Source organism: Clostridium nitrophenolicum, assembly GCF_055391695.1.
The window spans coordinates 820,885-845,120 of record NZ_AP042469.1; the positions used below are offsets into that span (position 1 = coordinate 820,885).

21 protein-coding genes and 2 other annotated features are annotated in these 24,236 nt (G+C 31.8%); of the genes, 14 read left to right on the forward strand and 7 right to left on the reverse strand.

Features of this window, described 5'->3' with window-relative positions; all coding sequences use genetic code 11:
• Window positions 1–82: 82 nt before the first annotated feature.
• From ACZ5N4_RS03735 to ACZ5N4_RS03770, 8 genes are all read left to right on the forward strand, one after another.
• The gene (locus tag ACZ5N4_RS03735; RefSeq protein ID WP_464207260.1) at window positions 83–2,149 is read left to right on the forward strand and encodes a UvrD-helicase domain-containing protein; all 2,067 of its coding nucleotides are present in this window, start codon (window positions 83–85) and stop codon (window positions 2,147–2,149) included.
• Window positions 2,139–4,331, forward strand: a complete 2,193-nt coding sequence (locus ACZ5N4_RS03740; RefSeq protein ID WP_464207262.1) for a UvrD-helicase domain-containing protein — start codon at window positions 2,139–2,141, stop codon at window positions 4,329–4,331. Before ACZ5N4_RS03735 ends, ACZ5N4_RS03740 begins: the two co-directional genes overlap by 11 nt.
• 5 nt (window positions 4,332–4,336) lie before the next feature.
• Window positions 4,337–5,080, forward strand: a complete 744-nt coding sequence (locus tag ACZ5N4_RS03745; protein WP_464207264.1) for a PD-(D/E)XK nuclease family protein — start codon at window positions 4,337–4,339, stop codon at window positions 5,078–5,080.
• Window positions 5,081–5,244: 164 nt separating this feature from the next.
• Window positions 5,245–5,886 (forward strand): hypothetical protein, encoded by a 642-nt coding sequence (locus ACZ5N4_RS03750; protein WP_464207266.1) that lies wholly within the window; start codon window positions 5,245–5,247, stop codon window positions 5,884–5,886.
• Between the two features lie 347 nt (window positions 5,887–6,233).
• On the forward strand, window positions 6,234–7,202 hold the full coding sequence (locus ACZ5N4_RS03755; protein WP_464207268.1) for an HlyD family secretion protein: 969 nt from the start codon (window positions 6,234–6,236) through the stop codon (window positions 7,200–7,202).
• 17 nt (window positions 7,203–7,219) lie between these two features.
• Window positions 7,220–7,873 carry an HlyD family secretion protein gene (locus tag ACZ5N4_RS03760; RefSeq protein WP_464207270.1) on the forward strand — a complete coding sequence of 218 codons (654 nt, stop codon included), beginning with the start codon at window positions 7,220–7,222 and terminating at the stop codon, window positions 7,871–7,873.
• A gap of 31 nt (window positions 7,874–7,904) precedes the next feature.
• Window positions 7,905–9,494, forward strand: a complete 1,590-nt coding sequence (locus ACZ5N4_RS03765) for a DHA2 family efflux MFS transporter permease subunit (protein ID WP_464207272.1) — start codon at window positions 7,905–7,907, stop codon at window positions 9,492–9,494.
• Window positions 9,475–9,927 carry a MarR family winged helix-turn-helix transcriptional regulator gene (locus ACZ5N4_RS03770; protein WP_464207274.1) on the forward strand — a complete coding sequence of 151 codons (453 nt, stop codon included), beginning with the start codon at window positions 9,475–9,477 and terminating at the stop codon, window positions 9,925–9,927. Before ACZ5N4_RS03765 ends, ACZ5N4_RS03770 begins: the two co-directional genes overlap by 20 nt.
• A gap of 49 nt (window positions 9,928–9,976) precedes the next feature.
• Here ACZ5N4_RS03770 and ACZ5N4_RS03775 read toward each other — a convergent pair whose 3' ends face one another.
• The 3 genes from ACZ5N4_RS03775 to ACZ5N4_RS03785 all read right to left on the reverse strand — a co-directional run bounded on the left by ACZ5N4_RS03775 (window position 9,977) and on the right by ACZ5N4_RS03785 (window position 12,843).
• Window positions 9,977–10,675 carry a L,D-transpeptidase family protein gene (locus ACZ5N4_RS03775; RefSeq protein ID WP_464207276.1) on the reverse strand — a complete coding sequence of 233 codons (699 nt, stop codon included), beginning with the start codon at window positions 10,673–10,675 and terminating at the stop codon, window positions 9,977–9,979.
• Window positions 10,676–10,756: 81 nt separating this feature from the next.
• Window positions 10,757–11,482, reverse strand: coding sequence for a polysaccharide deacetylase family protein (locus tag ACZ5N4_RS03780; RefSeq protein ID WP_464207278.1), 726 nt, complete (start codon window positions 11,480–11,482; stop codon window positions 10,757–10,759).
• Window positions 11,483–11,529: 47 nt separating this feature from the next.
• Window positions 11,530–12,843 carry an amidase domain-containing protein gene (locus ACZ5N4_RS03785; protein ID WP_464207280.1) on the reverse strand — a complete coding sequence of 438 codons (1,314 nt, stop codon included), beginning with the start codon at window positions 12,841–12,843 and terminating at the stop codon, window positions 11,530–11,532.
• 354 nt (window positions 12,844–13,197) lie between these two features.
• Between ACZ5N4_RS03785 and ACZ5N4_RS03790 the strand changes: the two genes are divergently transcribed.
• Window positions 13,198–14,334, forward strand: a complete 1,137-nt coding sequence (locus ACZ5N4_RS03790) for a cysteine desulfurase family protein (protein ID WP_464207282.1) — start codon at window positions 13,198–13,200, stop codon at window positions 14,332–14,334.
• The gene (thiI, locus tag ACZ5N4_RS03795) at window positions 14,331–15,470 is read left to right on the forward strand and encodes a tRNA uracil 4-sulfurtransferase ThiI (RefSeq protein WP_464207283.1); all 1,140 of its coding nucleotides are present in this window, start codon (window positions 14,331–14,333) and stop codon (window positions 15,468–15,470) included. Before ACZ5N4_RS03790 ends, thiI begins: the two co-directional genes overlap by 4 nt.
• A gap of 42 nt (window positions 15,471–15,512) precedes the next feature.
• On the opposite strand, the gene ACZ5N4_RS03800 is transcribed toward thiI, so the two are convergent.
• The 4 genes from ACZ5N4_RS03800 to ACZ5N4_RS03815 form a co-directional block, all read right to left on the reverse strand.
• The gene (locus tag ACZ5N4_RS03800) at window positions 15,513–16,937 is read right to left on the reverse strand and encodes a multicopper oxidase domain-containing protein (protein WP_464207285.1); all 1,425 of its coding nucleotides are present in this window, start codon (window positions 16,935–16,937) and stop codon (window positions 15,513–15,515) included.
• A 148-nt stretch (window positions 16,938–17,085) separates the two neighbouring features.
• Window positions 17,086–17,361, reverse strand: coding sequence for a hypothetical protein (locus tag ACZ5N4_RS03805; protein ID WP_464207287.1), 276 nt, complete (start codon window positions 17,359–17,361; stop codon window positions 17,086–17,088).
• 44 nt (window positions 17,362–17,405) lie between these two features.
• Entirely contained in the window at window positions 17,406–17,807 is a 402-nt protein-coding gene (locus ACZ5N4_RS03810) for a hypothetical protein (RefSeq protein ID WP_464207288.1), read from the reverse strand.
• Window positions 17,808–17,896: 89 nt separating this feature from the next.
• Window positions 17,897–18,460: a DNA-3-methyladenine glycosylase I gene (locus ACZ5N4_RS03815; RefSeq protein ID WP_464210825.1), complete on the reverse strand. Its 564-nt coding sequence runs from the start codon at window positions 18,458–18,460 to the stop codon at window positions 17,897–17,899.
• Between the two features lie 164 nt (window positions 18,461–18,624).
• Between ACZ5N4_RS03815 and ACZ5N4_RS03820 the strand changes: the two genes are divergently transcribed.
• From ACZ5N4_RS03820 to thrB, 4 genes are all read left to right on the forward strand, one after another.
• Window positions 18,625–19,650, forward strand: coding sequence for an alpha/beta hydrolase (locus tag ACZ5N4_RS03820; RefSeq protein ID WP_464207290.1), 1,026 nt, complete (start codon window positions 18,625–18,627; stop codon window positions 19,648–19,650).
• A gap of 362 nt (window positions 19,651–20,012) precedes the next feature.
• Window positions 20,013–20,257, forward strand: a binding site (T-box leader).
• Window positions 20,258–20,328: 71 nt separating this feature from the next.
• Window positions 20,329–20,654, forward strand: a binding site (T-box leader).
• A gap of 140 nt (window positions 20,655–20,794) precedes the next feature.
• Entirely contained in the window at window positions 20,795–22,039 is a 1,245-nt protein-coding gene (locus ACZ5N4_RS03825; protein WP_464207292.1) for a homoserine dehydrogenase, read from the forward strand.
• A gap of 1 nt (window position 22,040) precedes the next feature.
• Window positions 22,041–23,096 carry a threonine synthase gene (gene thrC, locus ACZ5N4_RS03830; RefSeq protein WP_464207294.1) on the forward strand — a complete coding sequence of 352 codons (1,056 nt, stop codon included), beginning with the start codon at window positions 22,041–22,043 and terminating at the stop codon, window positions 23,094–23,096.
• A gap of 53 nt (window positions 23,097–23,149) precedes the next feature.
• Window positions 23,150–24,046 carry a homoserine kinase gene (gene thrB, locus ACZ5N4_RS03835; RefSeq protein ID WP_464207296.1) on the forward strand — a complete coding sequence of 299 codons (897 nt, stop codon included), beginning with the start codon at window positions 23,150–23,152 and terminating at the stop codon, window positions 24,044–24,046.
• Window positions 24,047–24,236: the final 190 nt, after the last annotated feature.

Sequence of the window (24,236 nt, forward strand, 5' to 3'; positions counted from 1 at the left end):
AATCAGACAGACTTTTAGACCCAAAATTCTAATTAATATGTTAAAATAAAGGAAAGTGAATATCCATTGATGAGGTGAAAAAATGAGATACCTAGAAGTAAAAAGAAAATTATTTGATAATCTCTTCAGTGAGAAATCCATAATAGTAAGTGGAAAGTCGGGAAGTGGAAAAACCACATTAGCTATAGAAAAATATAAGCATATGATTGAAGAAGAAAAAATAAATAGTGAGAATATATTAGTCTTAGTGATGAACAGACATCAAGCTATGACTTGGAAAAAAGAGCTGTGTTTAAAAACAGCAGGTGAATTTAAGATATATACTTATCAAAATTTTGTAAGTAGGGAGCTATCGAAATTTTGGCCAATAATAGAGAGTAAGTGCAGTGAAATAGAAAAGAAATCCTTAAAGCCTGAATTTATATCAACGGATTTGGCAAATTATATGATGGAGCTTCTAGTTAACTATTATAGAAGGAAAGGATATCTTTTAGACATAACTTCACACTCAAGTAGTATAGCCTCCAACCTAGTTTCTAATATAAACAAGGCTGCTATGTCATTAGTTAATTTTAAAGAAATAGGAACTAGGCTATATAATTCTCTTCAAATTAAGGAAAGTATAAGTAGAGAAAACTATGAACATATGGATTCTATAATAGATTACTATATCAACAGCTTTTTGAAACAGGGGGTTGTGGACTATGGTATTGGTATTTATTTATATAACAATTATTTGATTAATAACGATGTATATGCTAAAAAATTAAATAATATAAAATATATTTTAGTTGATGATCTTAATGAAATATCGCCGGCACAGCTGTTACTTGTAAATAAGCTTATGTGCACTGTAGAAAAAGGATATATGTTCTATAATCAAGATGGTGGATTTGGCACATATTATGGAGCCGATAAGCAATACTTAATGAGCAATATAGAATTTCCTTATCAACAACTAGAGTTAGAAGAAAGTTTTATGTGTAGAGACTACTTCATGGAGTTTTCTAAGGAAATTAGTGTAGATAACTTAGGAAGTATTTCAGCTAAAAATAAAGAAATACCTGTTTACTTTGATATATCATCTCAATTACGTAGTGAAATGCTAGAAAAAATATCTAATAAAATTAAGGACCTTGTTAAAAATGGAAAAAGTCCAGAAGATATAGTAATAATATCACCTTCTAATGATGTTGTTTTAAGCTCTGAAACAGAATATAATTTGCGAGATTTGCGAATAGGAATTATAAATACTTCTAAGAAATCCAGGCTTATAGATAATTCATATGTACACAGCTTGATAGTGATAGCTTGTCTTTGTAATAAATATACTGAAATTAATTTAACTAAAGATGATTATAAAAGATTTTTTTCTACAGTTTTGAATATAGATATGGTTAAGGCTTCTATAGTATCAAAGTCAATAATAAATTGTGGAGAATTACAGCAATTGACTTCAGAGGTTACTGAAAGAATAGGTGTGGATGTTGAAGGTAGGTATAATAATTTAAAAGAATGTATACAGAAATATAAGCATTACATAGAAGAAAAGAGTATGTCTTTAGATGAATTGTTTAGAAGAAGTTTTTTAGAGCTTCTTATAACACTTCCTCATGCAAAAGATAACATACAAATTTGCAAAAATTTAAGTGAAACTGCTGAAAAGTTTATAGAAATGTTAACACAGTTTAATACAAAAAATAATCCGGAAGAAAAATTTATTATATTTCTAAAAAGTGAAGCGGCAGATTTTTATTCTTTAAGGGAATTAGAGGAACTGTTCCTAAATAACAACGGCATAGTTATAACTAATCCTTATAATTTTCTAACTTGTAATTTAAAGAGTAAGATTCAGATATGGGCAGATGTAAGCAGTGATATGTGGGCACCAAGAAACATAAAAGAACTAACCAATACCTATGTGTTAAGAAGTACATGGAATGCAAATGAAGTTTATAGTTCAGATATAGAAGAAAATAATAGATTGAGTAATTTAGTTTCAATAATGAAGTGTCTTATGAGAAAATGTAATGAAGAGATTTACTTTTACGGAAGTGAATACTCCTTAAATGGGTATGAACAGCAGGGATATTTTTCTGATATTATCTTAAACATCTTTGGTGAAGGAGGTGTCTCTGGTGCAGTTTAGGGAGGACCAAAAACCTATAATGGAGTACAGAGGAGGTACTATGGCAGTACCGGCAGTACCAGGAGCAGGAAAAACTTTTATTGTAGCTCATCTGGCAGCTAAAATTATTGAAGAAAAAATACATAAACCAGGAAAAGTGCTTGTAGTAACTTACATGAATAGTGCAGTAAACAATTTTAAAGGCAGGATATCCTCTGTATTAGAAAACAAAGGCATAACTGCAAATGGTGATTATGAGGTTATGACTATTCATAGTTTGGCAATGAAAATATTAAAAGAAAGACCGGATGTAGTTGGAGTTAATGAAGAATTTCAAATAATTGATGATTTGAAAAAAATTGCTTTTCTAAATGAATGTATTGAAAACTGGAGAAGAAAAAACGGAGAGAGAATATTTAGGCTTCTCTTGTCAGACAGTGGCAATAAGAAATACAATGAAAAAGGCGAGTACTATTGGAGAGACTTTTTTACCATAGCTGATAACTTAATTAGTGAACTTAAGCTTAATAGTATTTCCTCGGAATTACTTTTAGAAAAGTTAGAGAATGTTGAAGGAATTAGTATTGTAAAAAGTATTTCTCAAATTTACGATGCTTATATTAAGAAGCTTAGAATGGAAGGATACATAGATTATAACGATTTGCTGCTGCTATCATATAAGGCATTACTACTAGATGATAAACTGAGAGAGAAGTTCAAGAACAAATATAGCTTTATTTTTGAAGATGAATGTCAGGATTCTAATTTAGTGCAGAGCAAAATACTACTGCTGCTTTCGGAAAACAACAATAATCTTGTGAGAGTTGGAGATTTAAATCAGAGTATAATGGGAACCTTTACTTCATCAGACCCTAAGTTTTTTGCGAATTTTTGTAGTCAAGCTGAAAGAAAACATATTATGAATATGGCAGGAAGAAGTTCAAAGGAAATTATAAACTTAGCTAACTACTTAGTAAGTTATGTAAGGTCAGAACATCCTGAGGAGAAGTGTAGAGGCGCTCTTGAGGAGCAGTACATAAGAGTAATGTCAGGTATGGAGGAATTTAAGAATCCTGAACCAGAGGATTATGGTATATATAGTTATTGTTTTAGTTCTTGGGATAAGGTGAAAGAGACAACACTAAAAGCAGTTAAAAATTTTAAAATTAAGAATCCAGATAAGACTATAGGGGTTTTGGTACCATATAATAATCAAGTAACAGAGCTTGCAAAAGAGCTGAGGAGAATTGGAATTGAATGTGATGAGTTATCCACAACTTCAGAAAAAAGAATTAAGATTACTAACACACTAGGATACATGCTGCGTTTTTTATCAGAACCAGATAACGTTATGAGATTTAAAGAACTAATGAACTGTTTGATAGGTGAAAACCTTCTGGGAAAGGAAGCATTGATAAGTAGGATATCCAACTGCGAAATTGAGGATTTATTGGAAAATAAAATAATAGATTTATATGAAAATCAATTTAGTGAAGAAAAACTAGCAGATAGAAAACTAGTTGAACTATTCGAGAAATATATGGATACTATAAAAGACTTACTTAAACATAATGAAATGTCTATGGAAAGACTAATTTTATATATAGGTAATCTTCTAAATTTAGATGTAAATGATAAGGCTATGGTTGAAGCCGTTGCTTCCTATATACAATATGAACAAAGATATAAAACTGATTTAACTTTAGAGGAAGTTTCTCAAAGACTTTTGGATGTAAAGAATTCAGTATTTAAGCAAATAGCAGATGTTATTTATGAAATTCAGGGATATGAGCCTACGCCAGAAAGAGTAACCATATCAACCTGTCATAAATCAAAGGGTCTAGAGTGGGATTGTGTATTTTTACTTTCTTTAACTGATTATAATTTCCCTTCTTCATTAAGTGGAAAATTTAGATCTGATCATTATTATTTTAAAGAAGAATTTAAAAATCCTATTGCTTTAGGAAAGGCAGAAATACAAAAAATGCTAGGGCAATCTATAGGTAATAATCCCTTTATTCAAGCACGAGCAGATGTGGTTAACGAAAAAATAAGACTTTTATATGTTGGAATAACAAGAGCAAAAGAGTATTTAGTATTAATGTCTAATTATGATGAAGGTAAAAAGGATTGTCCATCAAAATATTTTGATGTTTTAAAGAAATTTATAGAAAATAGAAAAGCTACGTATAAAAGGATGTGAGGACAGTGCTGGACGTTAGAAAGCTGAGTTATTTTTATTATAGTCAAAACTCATTAAATACTTTTAGTAAATGCCCTTTAAAATTTAAATTAAAATATTTTGATAATATGTCATGGAGAAATGATTCAGAAGAGGATATAGAGTATTATGAAGGAATAAAAATAGGTTTAGATTTTCACTTAATCTGCGAAAGATATTTTTCTGGCATTCCTTTGGGAAACGAAAATTGTAATGAAGATATTGCTAGATGGACTGATGAGCTTCTAAAGCTAATGCCTATAGAAAAGCAAAATGTATATTTACCTGAGTATGAAATAAAAATAATAAAAGACCATGTAAGACTTCAGGCAAAATATGATTTAATCGTTATAAAACCTAATAATGATGTTGAAATATGGGATTGGAAGACTGAAAATAGGAAACTATCCCATAAGGAATTAGAAGGTAGATTTCAAACCATAGTATATATGTATGCTGCAGGAGAAAAACTCAGTGAGACTTTAGGCAAAGAAATAAAGTTAAATCAAATAAAAATGATTTACTGGCAGCCACAATATGCAGAACATATAATTACTATTTCTTACTCTGAAGATAAACATAGAAAAAATGAAAGCACTATATATGAACTCGTAGAGAATATTAATCAATATGATTTTGTAAGAGATTTCAATAAAGACTTATACATAAAACAATGCAAATTCTGTGAGTTTAATTATTTCTGTAATAATCAAAAGATTGAATTTAAATAGTGGAGAGCTTAAGTTTACTATGAATTAGAGGTTATAAATAAGTAGATATGCCATATCTGCTTATTTAAGCCTCTTTTTTTATTTTCACAATTTTTTGTAAAAATAAAATACGACTTTTTTCGATTATAATAGGTTAAGATATAAAGTAAGAGAGGAGAAATATTATGGAGATAAACAACTTTATTTTACCTAATTATTCTAAAGGTGATAACTTTGAATATGGAATAAAGATTGTGCCGAAAAGAATACCTGATAGATTAACGGATAGCATAGTTGTATCTATAGAGAAAAACATTAAAGGTAAAAATAGGTACAACCTGTGCTTTAAAAGGAAAAGAGACCTTGAAGTCATTAATAATAGCTATAGCTTATCAAAAGAAGTTTTTAAGGAATATATAAGTTTTCTTGTCGAGTTTGCCAATGAGTTAAATGGAGAAAATAAAAATAATAAAGAATTTAATATTAAAAATCAGGGTAAAATAATAATATCCTCCCTTAATAAAGAATATATAAAAATATCCTCCATTAGGGTAAATAATAATTCTTCAGTAAGAGTATTTTTTACCTTATCGGAAAAAGAATTATTAACCTATATTAATGTGTTAAAGGATATATATCTTGAAAAATGCATTAATAATTATTTAATCTACCAAATGAATTATTTGGTTAACCCTTTAACTAAAGAAGAAAGAAAAAATCTCTATATCGGTGCACTATATGCTTTTGCTGATAGTGCATTAGATAACAGGGATAAAAAGAGATTTGATATGCTATCAAAGGAAATTAGAAAAATCTTAGGTAGCTAAGGGAAACAGGTATCTAAAACAATAATTTAGATGCCTGTTTTTATTATTAAGTTAAACATTTAATAGAAAACTAATGTATTTTTTATCGTTTAAAATCAGATTATATGTTTTTATGCAAAAAATATATATAGACAACGATAAAAAAATTATGGTAAAATAAATTGTTCGCATAAGAACATTAAGGAAGCTAACAATTATATATCGAATAATTGTTAATCTAGGGCTACAATCTTCTCAAAGAATGAGTAAAGATTGTCTATGTCACTAGATTCGTTTGCTAAAAATCAGATGGAATTAAAGTTCCATCTGATTTAAGGTTTATTTTATATATACTAAGGAGGATTAATATGAAAAAGATAGTACCTTTATTAATAGCTACAGCCATGATTTTTAGTGGATGTGGTTCTACTAAAAATACTTCAAATGAAAACACTAAGACTTCCTCAACACCTCAAGAAATATACATTTTTGCAGGTAAAGTACAAGCAGATAACTCAGTAAACCTAATGACAAAGCTTCCTGCAAAAGTTGCAGAAGTGAAAGTAGACGTTGGAAGTAAGGTTAATGCAGGAGATCCTATTATTGTTTTAGATACTCAGGATATTCAAGCTCAAGTAAATCAAGCGCAGGCAGCGGTAGAAACAGCTCAAGCTGGTTTAGATAAAGTTAAAACTGGTTCAAGGCCAGAGCAAATATCTTCAACTGAGGCTTTATTACAAGGAGCGCAAAAGGCATACGAACTTGCACAGACTGCTTATGATCGTCAAAAAGAATTATATGACGGTGGATTTGTTTCAAAGCAAGACTTAGAGAAACTAGAGGGTCCAGTTGCATCAGCTAAGTCTCAATATGAATCAGTACAGCATCAGTTAGAGCAATTAAAAAATGGTGCAACTCCACAGGATGTAAATGCTGCAGCAGCAACTGTGAAACAAGCTCAAGCGGCTGTTGAAACAGCAAAGGCTAATTTAAATTATGGAACTATTGCATCACCTATATCAGGAACTGTTACTGCTAAAAATATAAATGTAGGTGAAATGGCAATAACAGGACAAAACCTTGTTACTATAGTTAATAATGGACAGCTTCATATAGATGGTTATGTGCCTTCAGATCTAGTAGCACAATTGAAAGTTGGACAACCTGTTATAGTAAAAGTATCTGACGTATCAGATAAAAAGTTTCAGGGAGAAATATCTGTAATAGATCCTCAAATCGATACACGTAATAAGCAAGTGCTAGTTAAGGTAACGCTTAAAGATGGTAATGATGCTTTAAAACCAGGAATGTTTGCAGAAATAGGATTAAATAAGTAAGGGTAGGTGAAGCAGGTATGAAATCAAAAAGAAAAACATTAATAACAGCAGTACTAGCATTAATGGTAATAGCTATGGCGGGAGTTGGAACGTATTACTGGTATAATAATACTTACTATGTTTCTACTGAAGATGCAACGGTTACCTCTGATTTAGTTAAAGCAGGTCCGCAAATTTCTGGAAAGCTATTAGAACTTTATGTAAATGAAGGTCAACATGTTGAAAAGGGACAGATAATAGCTAGGCAGGACATGGGAACCCTGCCTGATACAAGTTTAGAAATGTCAATTGTTAGAGCACCAATTACCGGTACTGTAATTAAAAAACAAGGAACAGTAGGTGAAATAGTTTCGCCAGGACAATCACTAGCTATAATGATAGATCCATCTGCGATTTATATAAATGCCAATATAGAAGAAACAAAATTAGAAAAGTTAAAAATAGGGCAATCGGTGGATATTACAGTAGATGAGTATGGTAGTAGTAAACTAACTGGAAAGGTTCAATCTATAGGAGAAGCGACAGCAGCAACATTCTCATTGCTTCCTACTTCTTCAGGAGGAACCTTTACGAAGGTCACACAAAAGGTTCCTGTAAAAATTAAACTTGATAAATATAATGTCAAATTGCAACCAGGAATAAGCGTAGTTGTTAAAATACATGTTAAATAAATATTACTGCATATAAAGGCAGGTGATTTTGATGGAAAATGAGAAGGAAGCTTCTTTTTATAAATGGTTAGCGCTTAGTGTAGTAGTTATAGGTACCTTCATGTCAATATTAGACAGTAGTATTGTAAATATAGCTATACCTAAGATGATGGCAGTTTATGGGGTATCGATAGACCAAATAAATTGGGTATTAACTTCTTATATGCTAACACTAGGAGCTGTAATACCTCTAACAGGATATTTAGGAGATACTTTTGGAACTAAAAAAATTTATATTTTTGCTTTGGCTCTATTCACTATAGGTTCTTTCTTATGTGGATTTGCATGGAATGTTACATCTATGATAATAGCCAGGATTATACAGGGTATAGGCGGCGGAATGATCATGCCAGTAGGTATGTCTATAATATATGAGATATTTCCACTAGAGAAAAGAGGGATGGCCTTAGGTTTCTGGGGAATTGCTGCAATGGCAGCTCCTGCTATTGGACCAACCCTTGGTGGATATATAATACAGTATTTAGATTGGAGATTAATATTCTATATAAATGTCCCAATAGGTATAGTAGGGGTAATCTTTGCAGGTTTAATATTAAAGGATCGTCCACTTAATTTGGGAAAAAAGCTGGATTACATAGGAGTGATTACTTCTGTAGTTGGTATGGTATCGCTTCTTTACGTTCTCGGAGAAGGTTCAAGTATAGATTGGTCTGATGTAAAGTATCCTATATTGATTGTACTAGGTATTTTTAGTTTGGTACTATTTGTTATAAATGAGCTTACAATTGATGAACCTTTATTAGATTTAAGAGTACTTAAAATATTTCCTTTCTCCTTAAGTATCATTATATCAGCAGTATTAAATATGGCGTTATATGGTGGAATTATGCTGATACCTCTATATTTACAAAATATAAGAGGATATTCTGCAATGCAAACAGGTATGCTCATGTTTCCTAGTGCTATAGTAACAGGTATAATGATGCCTATTAGTGGAAAGCTATTTGATAAAATTGGAGCTAGACCTCTAGTTATAAGTGGAGTAGGTATATTAGCATATGTCAGTTATGAGTTATCTAAAATTACATTAACCACTGATCCAAATACTATTAAGTGGCTTTTGATGGCTAGAGGTTTTGGAATTGGACTCGCTATGATGCCATCATCAACAGAGGGGATGAATCAGGTTCCAAAGCAGTTAGTTGGTCGTGCATCTGCGTTATCCAATACAATTAGACAGGTTGCCGGTTCTTTGAGTGTAACTATACTTACTACAATTTTAAAAAACAGACAAACCTCTAATTACTATGGATTAGCTGAGAGATTTACAAGCTTTAATCCTTTTAATACGGATTATCTAAAAGGACTTCAGGGATATTTTATGGGAACTGGAATGCCACAGGGGAGTGCGCAGGGTGTAGCTCAAACAGTTGCTTATGGACAGATACAGAAAATGGCCTTTTTATATGCAATGAATGATACATTGTTAGTTACAGTTTTTGCGGCTATAGTAGTAATTCCTCTAGGAATGTTGATTAAAAGAAAGAAATTTGGGAAAGTTGTAGGTAATGACAAAGTATTAGCTAAAGGAGATGTGTCAGGTGAACCAGCAACTAACTAATTATGCAGAAGAATTTGTTGACATCTTTAGATCTTTGCACAAAAGTTTTAAATCACATATTATAAAAGAAGCTTGTAATTACGGTTTTACAGTTCCACAGGTATTACTTATGCATGAGTTATATCATAATCCAGGGATTACTTTAAACGAGTTAAGTAAAAAACTCAGTCTATCTAAAAGTACTGTTTCTGGAATTATTGATAGACTGGAAAAGAACGAATATATAGTAAAAGAGATTCCCGAAGAGAATCGTAGAATAGTTAAAATATCATTATCGGAAAAAGCATTAAAGCATCAAGAGTGGATTAATAATATTAAAACTCAACATTTATCAGAACTTTTTAATAAGTTAGGTTTAGAGGAGACAGAAAAAATTATTGATGCTTTTAGAAAATTAAATAATGTTGTTACAACTTATGATGAGAACAATTAAAATACTTATAAAGTAATTAATGAAGTCCTTTGAATAAGGAAAGTTATCCTTATTCAAAGGGCTTCATGCCAATAGCATTGTAGAATTCTTTGTCTATGTCATGTGTAATGGAAAGCTTGTTATCTTTCCTAAATTTAATTATACAACTTTTCATACCCTCACCATAAATACCATCTAATGTTCCGGTATAATAGCCTCTGTGCATTAACCTTCTTTGGACTTCATATACATCTCCCCCAGTATCGCCTGGCAATAAGGTTCTAAATTTATTCCAATACAGCCCATAAGGACCTCCATAAATCACTACAGTTGTTCCACAATCAACATATTTATAAAGGTTTTCTACATCCTCATTAAACATCCTAATACATCCAAGAGATTCAGCTCCTCCAATGGTTAAAGGCTTGTTGGTACCATGTATTCCATATTTTCCCCAAGGGACACCAAGTTGCATCCATCTTGTTCCAAATCCTTTTCCCCAGCCTGATTCTTTATTTATTATAGACCATGTGCCTATTGGAGAAGGAGTAGATTCTTTACCTCCTGCTACGGGATATTCTTTTACTATTACATGAGTATTATTGTCTATTAAATATAACCTGAGTTCTGTTAAATCTACCAATATGGCATATTTATTATTTGTGGCTGTATTTATTTTTGTTGTATAGGCTTTTGCAGTTATTAGTGGAAAATAAGTCAAAAATATTGCTAGCATCAATATTGATAATATAATTTTATGTTTTTTCATTTTAACACCTCAGCACAAATAAATATTAAAATCTTACCTTAATATTTTTTAACTATTTGCGCTTATTTACTCTTGTAAATTTTACCTTGATACTCTAAAGTGATATTCTGGAGTATCTGCTGTAATAGTCCTAAATTCATATCCCATATTTTTGTAGTATTTTATTATTTTAGGAAGAGCTTCGCAGGTGGTTTTGTTTGGTTGATCGCAGTGAGCTAATAAAAATATTTTGTCTGGATTAATACATTTTTGAGTAGCTTCCCTAAATAGCTTATCTGGCGGAGTATTATAATCTATTCCATCTGATAAGCTTAAGTTCCAATCATATATTTTATAATTTTTGGAGTGTAACTTTTCTAAAAGATCTTTGCTTAAGTGTTTTTTGCTGCCGGATGGAAATCTTATTACTACCGGTGAAAAACCAACAACTTTTTCCACTTCAGAAGCTGTTTTATCCATTTCATCTATAAAAGCCTTATCATTTGCATATATTTGTCTATATTTATGAGTATAAGTATGAAGCCCGATACTGTGACCTTCTTCATGCATTCTTTTTAATGTTTGTTCTCTTCCATTAATTTTATAACCTACCACGAAAAAGGTGGCTTTTACTTTTTCTTCTTTTAGAATATCTAAAATCTTATTAGTAACTACTGTACTTGGTCCATCATCAAAGGTTAAATATATAACTTTGGCATTCTCAGTGGATGCAGCGTTAACACTAGTAGCTGCATAGTTATTGAAGATAAAAATAGCAAACAAAAATACTGATATGAAAATTATAGTTTTACTTTTTTTGGGTATCATACGCTCACCTCCATGTATAGGGCTTTGAGGTTAAAACTTCAAGGCCATTACCCATTTATGTGTATTAAGAAAAATCTTATTTGGTTATCTCCCCAGCCTAAGTCCCATGGTACATGGTATCTATCAGTAGTATGAGAATTAATTAAAGGATATCCATGAGAATCCCAGCCTGTGACTACTCCAAAGTGATCAATATTTCCTTTCTTCTCGTAGCATACAAGATCTGCTAGCTGTAACTTTCCAACTGTTCCTGTCGGCAAATCTGGCAAAGGAGCGGTTAATTCCTTAAAGGTACCTTTTTTAATAACACTGCCCTTGCCGCTATATACTAAGTAGTTTTTTAATCCATCTGCATTTACCCAAGCAGAAGTTCCTGGGCTATTTCCCCATCTTGAATATTCGCAGCGCCAGGTATAATCCATAGGAATACCGCCAGCCTCTTTATCTCCAAGTACTTGAGATGCAAAGTTTGTGCAGTCTCCACCAATACCATTGAAGTCCTTATATTTTTTATTATATTTAAAGTTATTACCGCTTCCCCAAGCAGCACCACAATATTTGTCAGCATATGCAGCGGCCTTATCTCTATCATAATAAAGTTTTTTATATGTTTGACTTGAGCTTTGAGAAGGTAGTATATGTTTTATATTCATAGTAGATGAATTTGGCGGTGTAGGGGGCTCTATGTTGCTCTTTATATCTCCTGTATAAGCTTGAAGCGCGTCTTCAAAGCAGTCTGTATACCAATCATTATATATCAACCATTTATCATCTTTTTTGATTAGACTTAAAGTGTGTCTTATTCCAACTCCAAAAGAATTTATAGCAGGAGTTTCATCTTTAGGATAGGTGTAATCGAACTTATAGCTTTCTTCTAAAGCTATCTTAACTAATTTTGTTCCAGGGTAGACTTTCTTTATTCTTACTGTAGATTGAACATTTGCAAATTTCATTCCCCGTTGACTAGACCAATCATTCAAATATTTGACACGTTTAACTTCATGTTCTAGTGCCCATACACCATATTTCTGAGATGTGTCAAAGTATTGTTTTAAAGATAATAAGTCACCGGTAATGAAGGCAGATGAACGCTTATTATACATATCTTCTACAATTGTCTTTAATTCATTCTCATCATACCCGAAAGCTAGCATGAATTTTGATAAACTTCTAGTGTTATTTGAAATCTTGTTTTTCTCATCTTTTGTGTAAGGATTTTCTACTGCAGAAGTACTGCCCCGCTTACTAGAAGTAGCAGAGGCTATATACTTTCTTTGCAAGGAAAAAAATGTAATATTAATGGTGAGAATTACGATTACATATATAATGAATCTCTTTTTATAATTTAGTTTTCCATTCAAGATAGACCCTCCTTATGCTAAATTATGTTAATAATCGCTTGGTTATATAGGCTTACTTTAGTATTTACCTTTTTAGTTGTTTTAATATGGACATTATATAAAATGTAGCCTTTAATTTCTTCCACAGTATTAGTTATTTGGTACATATAGTTTTTTTTGCATATTACGTATTTTAATATATAATATTTTTGCATATTACGTATTTTAATATATAATATTTACATATAATTTAAATTTAATTTGCATTATGAGAATAATAAATCTACAAAGTCGCTAACGCATTTAAGAAGCCTGTGTTATAGATTTGGAGCAGTAAACAAATAATAGTATTAATATTTTTAGGGAGTGATATATATGGAAGTTTACTTTGATAATAGTGCAACAACCAAGCCGTACGATGAAGTAATGGAAGTTATGATAGATACAATGAAAAACTATTATGGAAATCCATCTTCGGCCCACACATTGGGACTAAAAGCAGAAGGAAAAATGAACGAGAGTAGACAGATAGTTGCAGATACTTTGGGATGTAGTAGAGAAGAGGTTGTATTTACATCAGGCGGTAGTGAAAGTAATAATTTTTTAATAAGAGGTTTTATAAAAGAAGGTGCTCATATAATAACAACTAAAATAGAGCATCCTAGTATAATAGGCACTTGCAGGCAGTTGGAAAGCGAAGGTATTAAGGTTACATATCTGAATGTAGAGAACAATGGTAAAATAGATTTAGATGAACTAGATAAAAGTATAAATAAAGATACTCAATTAGTAAGTATTATGCATGTAAATAATGAAATTGGCACAGTTCAGGATATTGAAAAAATAGGTAAACTTATAAAAGAAAAAAGTAGCAAAATTAAGTTTCATGTAGATGCTGTACAAAGTTATGGAAAATATAAAATTAATGTACAAAAATATAATATAGATTTGTTATCTGCTAGTGGTCATAAAATTCATGGTCCAAGAGGAATTGGTATAGCCTACATTAGAAAAGGACTTATGCCTAAACCTTTAATATTTGGTGGCGGGCAAGAAAGAAGTCTTAGATCCGGTACAGAAAATCTTGCGGCAATGGTTGGTTTTGCAAAGGCCGCAGAAAAAATATATAAAAATGTAGAAGAAAATTATAAAAAAGTGTCTGAAGTTAAGAATTATTTTATAAATAAGCTACAAAGTATATTAGATATAAAAATTAATAGTAATGGTGAAGAGTATTCTCCCTATGTATTAAGTGTTTCCTTTAGAGGTGTCAGAGGAGAAGTATTGCTTCATTCGCTAGAAGCAAAGGGAATATATGTGTCAACTGGCTCTGCATGCTCAGCTAGAGGTAATAAGGAGAGTCATGTATTACATGCAGTAGGATTAAAACCTGAAGAAATTCAAGGAACTATAAGGTTTAGCTTTTCAGAATATAACACAAAAGAAGAGGTTGACTACACAATAGAAAACTTAGAGAAATCATTAAAATTTTTGAGGAGAGTTAGCAAATGAAGAAACTTTTATTAGTAAAATATGCACCAGAAATATTTTTAAAAGGATTAAACAAAGGTAAATTTGAAAGAAAGTTAATTGATAATATTAAGAGTGTATTAAAGGATTTAAAATATGATTTCGTTAATGATACAGGAAGATGGTTTTTAGAATTTGAAGATATAGAGGAAGGGCTAAAGAGAGTAAAAAGAGTATTTGGAGTTTCAGAAGTATGTATTGTAACAGAAGTAGAAGCTGATATGAAAGAAATAAAAAAACAAGCATTAAAAGAGGCAGCAGATATTAAGGGGGATACATTTAAAGTTCAAACAAACAGAGCTAACAAAAGTTTTCCTGGAACTTCTATGGATATAAGCAGGGAAGTAGGAGCTTATATTCTAATGAATAGTGAAGAATTGAAGGTTGATGTGAATAATCCTAAGGGTGTTATAAATATAGAGATAAGAGAGAAAGCATATGTGTATTCTAAAAGAGTAAAAGCAGCAGGAGGAATGCCTTATGGTACTAACGGAAGTACAATGCTTATGCTTTCCGGTGGTATTGATTCACCAGTTGCAGGATATATGATGGCTAGACGTGGAGTTCAGTTAAATTGTGTTTATTTCCACAGTCATCCTTATACCAGTGAGAGAGCAAAGGAAAAAGTTAAGGATCTAGCAAATATATTAAAGAGTTATACTGGAGATGTTAAATTATATGTAGCGCCTTTTACAGAAATACAAATGCAGATAATTGAAAAATGTAGAGAGGATGAACTTACTATAATAATGAGAAGATTTATGATGAGAGTAGCTTGTAGACTTGCAGAACTAAAAGGAATACATTCTGTAACTACTGGTGAAAGCATAGGTCAGGTAGCAAGCCAGACGATGGAAGGACTTGTTGTAAGCAATGATGTGGCTGACAGACCAGTATTCAGACCGTTAATTGCTATGGATAAGGTTGATATAATGGATAAAGCGAGAGAAATAGACACCTATGAAACCTCTATATTGCCTTATGAAGATTGCTGCACTGTTTTTGTGCCTAAACATCCAAAAACAAAGCCAAGATTAGATGAAATAAGAAAGTCGGAAAGTGTTTTAGATATAGAAAGGCTTGTAGAAGATTCAGTTGCAAATTGTGAAGTTTATTAAAGATAATATAAGGTTCAAAGCCGTTAAGCTTTGAACCTTATGTTAATTATCTACTTGAATAAATGTTAACTGCCCTCCAGGATAGACACCATTGTTAGTCACCGTATAGTTATCATTATTATGCATAGGATAAAAATGAGGAAAATTATTTTTGTCATGGGTTGGATTAGTTTGATCACATAGTTGCAGGAAATTAACGAAGTCAGTATTTGGATGTTTTAATGGTTCTATTGGAATAGTTGCAATTGAATTTTGATTTTTATCTAGTAAGTCTTTTAGCTGACTGCGCAAATAAGGAATTGTAGATAGACCTTTCGATATATAGTTTTCATAGCTTTCTGTTTTGTTGTCAGCAGATATAATTATGTCGTAGGTTTCACCAGAGGATAAAGAAGCAGTACAGCCTATTTCTTGAACGTGATTACCGTGTTTTTCAAGATTGAGTATAGCACTTAATTTTAAAAATTGGTTTAACTCTGCGTCCTTTCCGGCTACTGAAAAGCTCCATCCGTGTACATGCCAAGGGACCACTTGATATCCCATGTTAATAATTCTGAGAAGTACTTTTTGTCCATTCTTAATATGAACATAAGATTCATAATTTATTTGATCAGTATTAGGCTGTTTTTTATCTTTTTTCGTTTTAGGATGAGGATATAGAGTATGAGGAAAAGCTCTTCCATTAATAAGCCAGTAATCTGGTTTATAGTTTATTGGATTATAAAATTTACTATTTAATACATTGCTATGCCAATTGGAATCTATATTAGATAAAAGAATAATATATTCCTTATCAAAATATGTGTATGGATTAGCATAAGCAAAGTTGCGATTTATAGCACTTGGAGAAACGTTGGCGAGAATTTGCCTTTCAAAATACCATTTATCAGATCTACTTTTGTGTACTCCAGAATCTTCTAGATTTTTAAGCGATGGGTATATAACAACGGCACCATACATGCCCATTTGAACATGCTGAGAAGCAGTTGCATGGTTGCTATACGCATAAGTTCCACTACGCTCAGGTTTAAAATAGTAGGTTGCAACAGGAGGAGAATCTTTGTAATTTATCCATGTAGGAACACCAAAGGATGTTTCAGGAAAACCATCTATTTCAGCAGGTAGATTTGCTCCCTGGATATGAATAGTATGAAGTTCCGTAAGATCACTTCTATATTTCATACCAAGATTTATAAGCGTTATAAATATATCATCATCCACTTCACCACTTATAATTGGAGAGGGGATTGTAGCTGTTCCTTTCATGTTAACATATTTATTCCAGTTTAAAGGATTTTGCCAGTTAAGAGAAGGATCAATTATATCGGTATCAACCCTAAAAAGACCACCTGTGAATCCGAATATATAAATATCCTTTGTATTTTCTGAATTGTATAATATATCCGATGTAGTAGGAACTTTTATAAAACCATCAGTGGAAAATAGAACATAATGTCGTACAGACACTATAAACACCTCACTTTTGATCTGCTTTGTTTTTATAAAAAAGTTTTTATTTTATAATATTCATATGTAAGTATTAAGGTACATATAAAAAGCAGCTATTGAAGTTATCAATAGCTGCTATAGGATTACAAAGCCTAAAGTTAACTTGCTACTTTGCATACCTATAAATTACAATAGAATCAACTTTTGATATGTCTATCTCGAAGTTATCCCAAATAAATCCATTCCATCTCCAGCCTCCAATTCGTTCTCCAACAGCGAAGGTTATCCAAGTCCAAAATTGTGCTCTATCCTTGAGCCAAATATAAGCATATTTATTTATAATATTATCTATTGACAGTTCCATTTTATTTAATGCTTGAGTTTTAGTTGGAAAAAAGTTTGGCGGAGGACTCAGCGGAGGAGGAGAATTTAATGATCCCACTACACCTCCTACTGGAGGTGAACAGAAATGGCCTCATCTAAAAGCTAGCGACATTGAAAGCTTTCTATCTGTCTTAAATCCATTCCGAAGAAAACCCATCTACGGCCATTCCATCTCCAGCCAGAAACGGATCTTCTATCGACACGGATAAGCCATGCCCAAAAACCTCTTCCTCTTCTAGGCCATATATACACAAATCTGAAGAGACATGGTCTAATTGAACCAGGGCTAACAGCGAATGGCTGGGCTTGAGACTTTTGTGGAGCAAAGGATGGTGGCGGTGAGCTAGGAGGTCTTGAGCCTGCACCTGGGCCGCCAGGTCCACCGCTAGGGCCACCACCAGGTCCACCACTAGGTCCACCGCCAGGTCCTCCGAAAGGTGGCCCACTAGGGAATTGTTGACGGAATAAATGCATCATTGGGCAATCAAAATAGTCACAATACATATGATTTAAACTCTCCTTTTACACACTACACTACATACTATGTAATAAAGAAGAAAAATGTTATTAGTTTGTTTGAAATATTTTTGAACTCATTTAAGGTCATTATATCTAAAACAGTTTACAATATGGTCATTTATAATACCTGTTGCTTGCAAATGAGAATAAATTATGGTAGAACCTAAAAATTTAAAACCTCGCTTTTTTAAATCTTTACTTACTTCATCTGAAAGAGCAGAAGTTGCAGGTACATCAGATATACTTTTCCATGAATTAATTACAGGTCTATAATTGACAAATTTCCATATGTAGTTATCAAAGCTTCCAAATTCTTTTTGAATATTTAAGAACATTTTTGCATTATTTATTGAAGCTTCAATTTTTCTTCTATTTCTTACTATACCATTATTCTGAAGAAGTTCATTTATCTTCTCCTCAGAGTAATTTGCTACTTTGGCAGGATCAAAGTTGTCATAAGCAATACGATAGTTTTCTCTTTTTCTAAGTATAGTAATCCAACTAAGTCCAGCCTGAGCAGATTCTAATACAAGGAATTCAAAATGTTTTCTTTCATCATGAACAGGAACACCCCATTCTTCGTCATGATATTTAATATATAAGGGGTCATTTCCGCACCAAGGACATCTTTCCAATATTTTCACCTCAATTTTTTATAACGGCTTCAAAGAACGAAAGACAACTTTCGAGTTTGAAGAACTGTAATTTTTATTTTTAATTATATATTAAATTGCACATAAATAGTAGTGTAAGCATAACATATATTTCATACTTAATTATTAAGTAAGAGATGGTGGAATATATGATAATTGATTTTTCCTATATAAAAAAGAAAGTAGATTTTGTTAAAGGCTATATATTGAAGGGGAGCTTCTATAGGTGCAGCTATATTAGGTATAAAAGCCTATATAGAAACCCTGCGCCGGGAACGGAAAACGTAGAATTATATAACTTTGAGCCTAGAGGGAAAACACAAGCTTCCGTGCTTATATTGCACGGTTTAGGCAGCAGAAATATTAAATTTATGCTGTGGCTCGGTACGCATTTAGCTTCTGTAGGTGTTAACTCTACAATTATAATTCTTCCAGGAAACTACACTCGAGTGGAGGATAAATCCGTTAGTGGGCGAAGCTATATATGGCCTGATATTAAGGTTATGTATCAATTCTGGGAACATGCGGTAGTTGATGTACGTTCAACTATAGACTTGCTTCAGCAGGAAAAGCTTTGGAATGAAAACAATTGTGTAGTTGGCTATTGTCTCGGAGGGATGATTTCTTCTATTGTAGCGTCAATGGATAAAAGAATTAATCAAACTATTTTCATGACTACAGGAGGCAATATACCTAAAATAATGCATGAATCACATGTTACAGCTTTTGCACGAAGACTTTTTGAAAAGGGATATGGTAAAGAATATTATATAAATAACAAAGAAAAACTATATGAAATATATAATAATCAATTTAATAGTGTAAAAAATATGAGCTTACTAGAAATACTAAGATCTGAGGATTTACATCCCTTTTTTAGGATAGATCCTATATCGTATGCCCATCTGCTGGAAAAGAAAAGAGTTACTTTTATAGATGCATTATTCGATGAAACATTACCTTTTAAAAGCAGAATTCAGCTCTTTAAAGAAATGAAGGGTTCAACCAGATATATAATACCAACCACCCATATTAATTGGCTTCCTTTTGAATCGTTACTTGCACAATATATTCTGATTAAAGTAAATATTAATGACAAAAAAGCTGCAAATTTAGTTGTAAAAAAACAAAAAGTTTTTGATTATATAACACATAAGCTTTTAGGAAAGCTTTAAAATATAGATAATTAAGTACGAAAGTTAACTTATACGCCGGGATATGTTTCCAAGCTTCAGTACGTTAAAAACTTTTATTATATACGTAACTTTATACAATTTAAATGTATATTTATTAAAGAATTAAATACTATATAAGTGAAATATAATGAATGGATTAGTAGGTTAAGTGGAATTTAATAATAAATCATAGTGAATAATATTAATATTCATCATTTTATCTATAATATTTGTAAAAGTATTAAAAGTGTTCCGAAAAAATATTTTATAAAATTTTTAGATTTTTTGAATATTTTATATTGACATGTATTATTATAAATAATATAATGATTAACAATGAAGGAACTATACAAAATGATAACATAAATGCAATGATAAGGAAGAGTAGGTAGAAAACTGTTCTAAGAGAGAGAAACTCATTGGCTGAGAGGTTTCTCGTTCGAGATCTATTGAAAACCACCTTGAAGTTGAGTGCTGAAATTACAGTAGGTATATCCGTTTGCCAGCGTTAAAGGTACAAAGATAACAGTTCTTCATATAATCTATTATTTTACGATTATATTGAACGTTAATTTGGGTGGAACCGTGATTAATACTCGCCCCATGTTTTGGGTGAGTTTTTTATTTTATTCTAATATATTATCTGTATAAGTTAGTTACCATATAGAATTAATACGAATAAAGACAATGAAAAGGAAGAGTAGGCAGTAATCTGTTCAAAGAGAAGGAAACTCATTGGCTGAAAGGTTTCTTGTTCAAGAGCTGCGGAAAACCACCTTGGAGTTAAGTACTGAATAAGGCATCTTCGACTTGTTATTTTCTTTCAGATGCCTAATAGTAAGTATTTTCGCTTGCTAGCGTTAAAAGCACAAAGTGATAGTGTCTAAAATTAAAGGCTAAATCAAATAGCTATTTACTATGTATGTAATATAGAATAGTATTTGTAGAGCTACTAATTATTCATTATAATTTGGGTGGAACCGCGAATATAACTCGTCCCATTTTTGTGGGAGGAGTTTTTTTATTTATATAAAAATACAAAAATACACAAAAAAGTAATTTAAAGGAGGAAAAATTATGAAAACCATAACCAGTTGCACCGTTAACAGTTCTATGAAGATATTAAGAGGTAGGAGGGATAAATATGGCTTGCATAGCTATGCTTGGCTATGGCACTGTAGGTAGTGGTGTAGCAGAACTTATATATAAAAATAGAGATAAATTCAAAAAAAACCTAAATGAAGAATTAGTTTTATCAAAAATTCTTGTAAGAGACATAAATAAGCACAAAGAAAAAAATAAGGATTACATTTTAACTAATGATGTAGAAGAAATTTTTAATGAAAATGTTGATATAGTAATTGAGGCGATGGGAGGGGTTAACCCATCTTACGAATATGTTAAAAGGGCATTGCTATTAAAAAAACATGTCGTTACAGCAAATAAAGATTTAATTGCAGAGTATGGTACAGAACTTTTAGATATAGCAAATAAAAATGGAGTTGAATTGAGGTTTGAAGCTAGTGTAGGAGGAGGAATACCTATACTAAAGTCATTAAGTGAATGCCTTGTCGGAAATAGAATAAAAAGCATTAAGGCGATTTTAAATGGAACAACAAACTTTATCCTTTCTAAGATGAGCAAAGAAAATATGAATTATAATGATGCCTTAAAGCTTGCTCAAAAACTTGGATTTGCAGAAGCAAATCCTGAAAGCGATGTAATGGGGTATGATGCTGCGAGAAAGCTTTCTATATTATCTACTATAGCCTTTGAAAAGAGAGTGAATTGGAGAAATATAAAAATAAGTGGAATAACAAATATAGATACTGGAGATTTTAAATATGCTCAAAGAGAAGGCTGTGAAATAAAGCTTGTAGCTATGAGTGAATTGCAGAATGAGGAGCTATATGCTACAGTGTCGCCAGTCATGGTAAGAAAAAATTCCACTTTAGGAAGAATTGAAAATGAATATAATGCTATTTTGGTAGATGGGGATGCAGTAGGAGATGTTGTATTTACAGGTAAGGGAGCTGGAATGTTTCCTACAGCCAGTGCAGTATTCTCAGACATAGCAGATATTATTCAAAGTAAAAAAGAAAGCACGCTGATTTTTAATTATGATAAAGCAGATGTTAATACTCTTTGGAAGAGAGAAAGTAAATGGCTTCTTAGAATAAAAACAGAGGAAAGAATAAAGGCAATGGAAGCTCTATCTGAATATTTTTCAAGCTGCAGCATTATTAGCAAAGAACTTTACAATTTAGATGGAGAAGTAGCTGCCTTTGTTAAATCACAAAATGAAGCCGTATTAGATAGATTTATAGAGGATATAAAAGAAAGAATTAATACTGAAGAGATTAAAAAAATCTTAATATTGGAGGACTAGAATGATGAGATGGATGGGGTTAATAAATAAATATAATGAGTACTTGCCAGTTAGTAATGATACGAAGATAGTTACACTTTCTGAAGGTAATACTCCTTTAATAAGAGCAGAGAATTTAGAAAAACTTATGCCAGGTCTCGAGATATATTTAAAGTACGAAGGGCTAAACCCAACAGGATCTTTTAAAGATAGAGGAATGACTATGGCAGTTACAAAAGCTGTGGAAGAGGGCTCGAAAGCAATAATATGTGCCTCAACAGGCAACACTTCAGCAGCGGCCGCTGCATATGCAGCAAAGGCAGGAATAAAGTGTGTGGTACTAATACCAAATAAAAAAATAGCAATGGGAAAGCTTGCTCAGGCAATAGCTTATGGCGCAAAAGTTATAGCTATAGATGGTAACTTTGATGATGCATTAAATATGGTAAAGGAAATATCAAACAAGTATCCTATTACTTTGGTAAACTCAATAAATCCTTTTAGAATAGAAGGTCAGAAAACAGCTGCTTTTGAAATTTGTGATCAGCTTGATGTTAATCCAGATTATTTATGTATACCTGTGGGCAATGCAGGAAACATAACTGCTTACTGGAAGGGTTTTAATGAATATAAGAGTTGTGGAAAAATCAGTGAGATGCCTAAGCTTCTAGGTTTTCAAGCGGAAGGAGCAGCTCCCATAGTGGATAATAGAATTATTGATAATCCAGAAACAATTGCAACTGCCATAAGAATTGGTAATCCCGCAAGCTGGAGCAGAGCTGTATCTGCTCTAGTAGAATCAAAAGGAATTATAGATAAGATAAGTGATGAAAAAATATTAGAGGCTTATAAAATGCTTGCGGAGTCAGAAGGAATATTTGCAGAACCAGCATCATGCATCTCAATTGCAGGTTTATGCAAATTATATAAAGAAGGTAGATTGCAGCATGATAAAAAGGTGGTCTGTGTATTGACTGGCAATGGACTTAAAGATCCTGATGTTGCTGTAAATATTGGAGGAGATATCATAACATTACCATGTGATTTTAGCGTTATTGAAAAAGAAGTGACAAAGTAGAACTATAGATATTTCTAGGTTTAAGATTGATAAAATAAAAAGGTGGGATAATGATGATAAAGGTAAGAATACCAGCTACAACAGCAAATATGGGGCCAGGCTTTGATTCTTTTGGTATGGCGCTTAAGCTTTACAATGAAATTGAAATTGAAGAGAGAAAAGGTGAAACTATAATATTAAATAATGGAATAAAAAGTGAAGAGAATTATAAAGATAATTTAATATATAAAAGTTTAATAAATACTCTTGGTATATTTAACTACGAGTATGATGGATTTATCATAAATGTTTCAAAATGTGATATTCCAATTTGTAGAGGTCTTGGAAGCAGCGCGGCATGCATAGTAGGCGGAGTAGCAGCAGCTAGTTCATTAATGGGAAATAGATTATCACTTGATGAAATAATAGAAATAGCTACAGAAATAGAAGGTCATCCGGATAATGTAGTTCCTGCAGCAGTAGGGGGAATGGTAGTTTCTATTAAGGATGGCGAAAAAGTAAATTATTCAAAGATAAGGGTTCCAAATGAACTAAAATTTGCTGCAATGATACCGGATTTTCAGGTAAGCACAGCTCTATCAAGACAAATACTACCTCAGGCATATGTAAAAGAAGATTGCATTTTTAATATATCAAGATCTGCTATGCTAATAAGTGCTCTTTATAATGGGGAATTTGATAAGCTTAGAACATGTTTCAATGATAAAATTCATGAACCATATAGAAAAAAATTAATAAAGAATGCTGAAGAAATACTGGAAAAAGCAAGAGAAACAGGTGCTGTTGGAGAATTTGTGAGTGGTTCAGGATCAACTCTTATGGCAGTAGTTGATAAGGATACAGAAAAATTTGAGAAAGAGGTTAAAGATTTTTTAGGAAAACTTGAGGATAAGTGGAGATTAATTTTATTAGAACCAGATGTAGAAGGTATTAGGGTTGCTAGTTGTTAAGATTATTTTATATAGGAATAAAATTTTTAGATAAAGATATATTAAATTTGTTTGATGTATCAGGTTGATTACATCCCCTATATTTTTAAAAATATAGGGGATAACTTATTGGCTTTCCTTTGAGTAATTTCTCACACAATATATTTTACTTAAAGTAAATATCAGTGACAAAAAATCTGCAAATTTAGTT

What these genes read in the sequence shown, in the direction of transcription:
- ACZ5N4_RS03825 (WP_464207292.1), top strand. Translation starts at nt 20,795, where the DNA reads ATGGCTTGCATAGCTATGCTTGGCTATGGCACTGTAGGTAGTGGTGTA.
- ACZ5N4_RS03765 (WP_464207272.1), top strand. Translation starts at nt 7,905, where the DNA reads ATGGAAAATGAGAAGGAAGCTTCTTTTTATAAATGGTTAGCGCTTAGT.
- ACZ5N4_RS03790 (WP_464207282.1), top strand. Translation starts at nt 13,198, where the DNA reads ATGGAAGTTTACTTTGATAATAGTGCAACAACCAAGCCGTACGATGAA.
- thrC (WP_464207294.1), top strand. Translation starts at nt 22,041, where the DNA reads ATGATGAGATGGATGGGGTTAATAAATAAATATAATGAGTACTTGCCA.
- thrB (WP_464207296.1), top strand. Translation starts at nt 23,150, where the DNA reads ATGATAAAGGTAAGAATACCAGCTACAACAGCAAATATGGGGCCAGGC.
- thiI (WP_464207283.1), top strand. Translation starts at nt 14,331, where the DNA reads ATGAAGAAACTTTTATTAGTAAAATATGCACCAGAAATATTTTTAAAA.
- ACZ5N4_RS03750 (WP_464207266.1), top strand. Translation starts at nt 5,245, where the DNA reads ATGGAGATAAACAACTTTATTTTACCTAATTATTCTAAAGGTGATAAC.
- ACZ5N4_RS03755 (WP_464207268.1), top strand. Translation starts at nt 6,234, where the DNA reads ATGAAAAAGATAGTACCTTTATTAATAGCTACAGCCATGATTTTTAGT.
- ACZ5N4_RS03760 (WP_464207270.1), top strand. Translation starts at nt 7,220, where the DNA reads ATGAAATCAAAAAGAAAAACATTAATAACAGCAGTACTAGCATTAATG.
- ACZ5N4_RS03820 (WP_464207290.1), top strand. Translation starts at nt 18,625, where the DNA reads ATGATAATTGATTTTTCCTATATAAAAAAGAAAGTAGATTTTGTTAAA.
- ACZ5N4_RS03780 (WP_464207278.1), bottom strand. Translation starts at nt 11,482, where the DNA reads ATGATACCCAAAAAAAGTAAAACTATAATTTTCATATCAGTATTTTTG.
- ACZ5N4_RS03775 (WP_464207276.1), bottom strand. Translation starts at nt 10,675, where the DNA reads ATGAAAAAACATAAAATTATATTATCAATATTGATGCTAGCAATATTT.
- ACZ5N4_RS03810 (WP_464207288.1), bottom strand. Translation starts at nt 17,807, where the DNA reads ATGTATTGTGACTATTTTGATTGCCCAATGATGCATTTATTCCGTCAA.
- ACZ5N4_RS03735 (WP_464207260.1), top strand. Translation starts at nt 83, where the DNA reads ATGAGATACCTAGAAGTAAAAAGAAAATTATTTGATAATCTCTTCAGT.